Below are 2,547 nucleotides of genomic sequence, written 5' to 3' on the forward strand. Positions count from 1 at the left end.
CTGCCGTTGCTTCTCAGCCCTTTGCCGCGAGGAACTAACCGAAACATGAATTAACCACCTGACAGGAGAACCAGCATGCACACACAAAACGTCAACGTCGCCGCTTCAGAATCTTCCAAAACATGGGTTAAAAGCCAGGGCAAACCTGGTGACAACCTAGTATTCGTGCGCGTCGATACGGGCAAGATATTCAGCCAGGCGATTCCGCTTAAAGACGGGAGCATCGTAGCAATATTTAACTTTGAAACGCTGGAAGAACTGCAATTGCAGTACGACGACATGGCGCTGATGACCGAATCCGAGGCGGATGCCCTGTTTTGTACGCGTCTTTTCAGACCGTGGGAGGAAATTACCGAGGCGCGCTGGAACGATCAGCTGACCGTGCTGCCGCCGCTGGACTGGAAATCAACCCCCGCAGGCGAGACGTTCAAGTGTAGCGAAATGTATTCGGGCAAGGTGACGCACATTTTTGCGCACATTCGAGGCCGCTATTTTGAGTGCCGGGACTACGCCTCAAAGAGACATGCAGAACTGGTGCTGAGTGCCGTGCTGGCAATGGCGGGGAAAAACGCGCATTAAAAAAGCAGGCCTGAGCCTGCTCTCTTAACGGCCGGGCGTGCAGCAACACGGTTCGGCCAGCATCAAAACACGAAGGAGTTAACTTTATGTCTGATACACGTATCCTCGCACACGCGATCCCGGCTGTAAATCTCTCTGCGCTGGCGTCGCCCGCGCCGGAGCATGACACCCTGACGGCGGCACAGTTTATGGAGCTGTACGCCTATATCTGCGAGGCCGGAACGTTTGCCGGATTCAGCGCCGTGCCGTGGGAAGAACTGGGCATGTGTAGCATTATTCATGAGCCGACCGACGAGCCGGAAGGGCTGCGCATTTATCTGCGCGAAAGCTGGCCGGTAGCCGTGCTTGAGTTCGACATGGGTTACAGGGTTATCCCAGGCATGATCACTAACCGCTGGCAGCAGAGCTAAAGGCTGTCGCACGGTTAACTACTTTGAATGCTTTTTGTTCGCTGGCGTGGTGTGTGACAGGCCAGCGGGATATACTGACAGCAGGGCGCAGAAAGGCTGCGGCCCTGCCCGAAAGGGAGAACTGACGGATGTCGGCAACCGATATGAACGAGCTGAACAGTAACCGAATCAACGCGGAGATCGCCAAACTGATGGCGGAAACGCAGAAGCTGAACGCAGAGGCGGGCAAACTGAACCGCGAGACGTTCTGGTATCCCGTGGCGGTTTCAACTGGCATGATTGGCGCCGTGGCGACCATTACCGTGCTGTTAATGAAGGTGCTGGGCTATCAGTGAAGCTCTGGTAACGGACGACCTGACCGGACTAATGTGCGCTGTAGATATGCAGACTGAATGTTATTTACAGCCACTTAAGGAGACTGAAAATGGACTATACAACCTGGCTGACAGCGCTGTTTACCGTGGCGGATCTATGGGTGTTAATGACCGCGCGCAGCATTCATTTTGGGAAGAGTGATAGTTTTGGCAATAAAACCCGACTGGGCAAGTGGCTGAAACGTAATATGCGCCTGGATTATGTTGCGGCGGGTTGCTGGATAATGTTTGTCCCAGGCTTTTTTAGGGTGTTTTTCACCGCAATAATGTTTGCAAATCCGGACTGGTATTCAGTTTCTGACGCGACGAAAGAGGCCGGACTGATTCTGCAAACTGTGCTGATGACTGGCGGCATTTTTACACTGGTTGTTGCGTTTATGAGTGGCGGCATAGCTGAATCGCGGCATAGCTCATAAAGTAACCGGACAAGTAAGGATGAGACATGATCGAAACAGGACCGGTGACGGAACTAGGCACATGGTTTAATGTTTTAGTATTCTTTTCAGTAGCCTATCTGCTTAACGGGCTTTATGAAATGTTGCGAACCTACGGAGAACGTAGGGAAATGCGTAAAGAGCAGCAAAATCCACATGAGGCTGAAACCGTTATAAAAGTGCATACATCTGAGGAGCGGTAATGCCGGAAATAGTGACTGTGCCAGAAGGTGAAACACTATTAAAGCTGTTAGTCGCTGCTTCAGTTTTAGCTCTCATAGGGGGTCTGGCGGGCTTATACAGTAATCTTGTCTGGTGTGTCGAGAATCGTAGAGACAGGAAGAAAAAGCGCAACGACCAAATTTAATAGCCCCGGCAGGGGCTTTTTTATGCCCGCAATCGGTAAATGTCATCATGTCGGTATCGGGCACCGCTGTAAAAGCGGGCGGCCCTGCGGGCCGGGGGAAGACGGTGCTGACGCACCGTCTCTCTCCCTTCGCCTGCGCTTTCTCTCTCCGGGACGCTGTCTCACGGTCTTCTCTCTCTGCTTCCTGCTGCTCTCTGTTCTGCTGCTGTGCTGCAGCTGCTTCTCCGTTTTTCTGTCCATGAAGGTCAACGGCATAAACAGCCTGATGGCCCCCTCCGGCTCCCCGGCGTTGCCGGGTCGTCAGCCCCACTGCGCTAACCGGCTGCGCCGGTAAGCTCCGCCGAATCCCTCCGGGGTTCGGGCCTGCCGGCTAGGGTCTGATG

The 2,547-nt window shown here is 53.6% G+C and carries 5 protein-coding genes; all 5 read left to right on the forward strand.

Annotation, left to right across the window (positions count from 1 at the left end; all coding sequences use genetic code 11):
• Nucleotides 1-75 precede the first annotated feature (75 nt).
• The 5 genes from FT726_RS26770 to FT726_RS26790 all read left to right on the forward strand — a co-directional run bounded on the left by FT726_RS26770 (nt 76) and on the right by FT726_RS26790 (nt 2,000).
• Complete coding sequence (locus FT726_RS26770; protein WP_346303793.1) at nt 76-579, forward strand: hypothetical protein; 504 nt, start codon at nt 76-78, stop codon at nt 577-579.
• Nucleotides 580-665: 86 nt separating this feature from the next.
• Nucleotides 666-989, forward strand: coding sequence for a hypothetical protein (locus tag FT726_RS26775; RefSeq protein WP_312123578.1), 324 nt, complete (start codon nt 666-668; stop codon nt 987-989).
• 128 nt (nt 990-1,117) lie between these two features.
• Complete coding sequence (locus FT726_RS26780) at nt 1,118-1,324, forward strand: hypothetical protein (RefSeq protein WP_312123577.1); 207 nt, start codon at nt 1,118-1,120, stop codon at nt 1,322-1,324.
• An 89-nt stretch (nt 1,325-1,413) separates the two neighbouring features.
• Nucleotides 1,414-1,779, forward strand: a complete 366-nt coding sequence (locus FT726_RS26785) for a hypothetical protein (RefSeq protein WP_312123576.1) — start codon at nt 1,414-1,416, stop codon at nt 1,777-1,779.
• Between the two features lie 26 nt (nt 1,780-1,805).
• On the forward strand, nt 1,806-2,000 hold the full coding sequence (locus tag FT726_RS26790) for a hypothetical protein (RefSeq protein WP_312123575.1): 195 nt from the start codon (nt 1,806-1,808) through the stop codon (nt 1,998-2,000).
• Nucleotides 2,001-2,547: the final 547 nt, after the last annotated feature.

Source organism: Pantoea sp. Morm (assembly GCF_016643525.1).
Classification (GTDB): domain Bacteria; phylum Pseudomonadota; class Gammaproteobacteria; order Enterobacterales; family Enterobacteriaceae; genus Pantoea; species Pantoea dispersa.

What these genes read in the sequence shown, in the direction of transcription:
- FT726_RS26770 (WP_346303793.1), top strand. Translation starts at nt 76, where the DNA reads ATGCACACACAAAACGTCAACGTCGCCGCTTCAGAATCTTCCAAAACA.
- FT726_RS26775 (WP_312123578.1), top strand. Translation starts at nt 666, where the DNA reads ATGTCTGATACACGTATCCTCGCACACGCGATCCCGGCTGTAAATCTC.
- FT726_RS26780 (WP_312123577.1), top strand. Translation starts at nt 1,118, where the DNA reads ATGTCGGCAACCGATATGAACGAGCTGAACAGTAACCGAATCAACGCG.
- FT726_RS26785 (WP_312123576.1), top strand. Translation starts at nt 1,414, where the DNA reads ATGGACTATACAACCTGGCTGACAGCGCTGTTTACCGTGGCGGATCTA.
- FT726_RS26790 (WP_312123575.1), top strand. Translation starts at nt 1,806, where the DNA reads ATGATCGAAACAGGACCGGTGACGGAACTAGGCACATGGTTTAATGTT.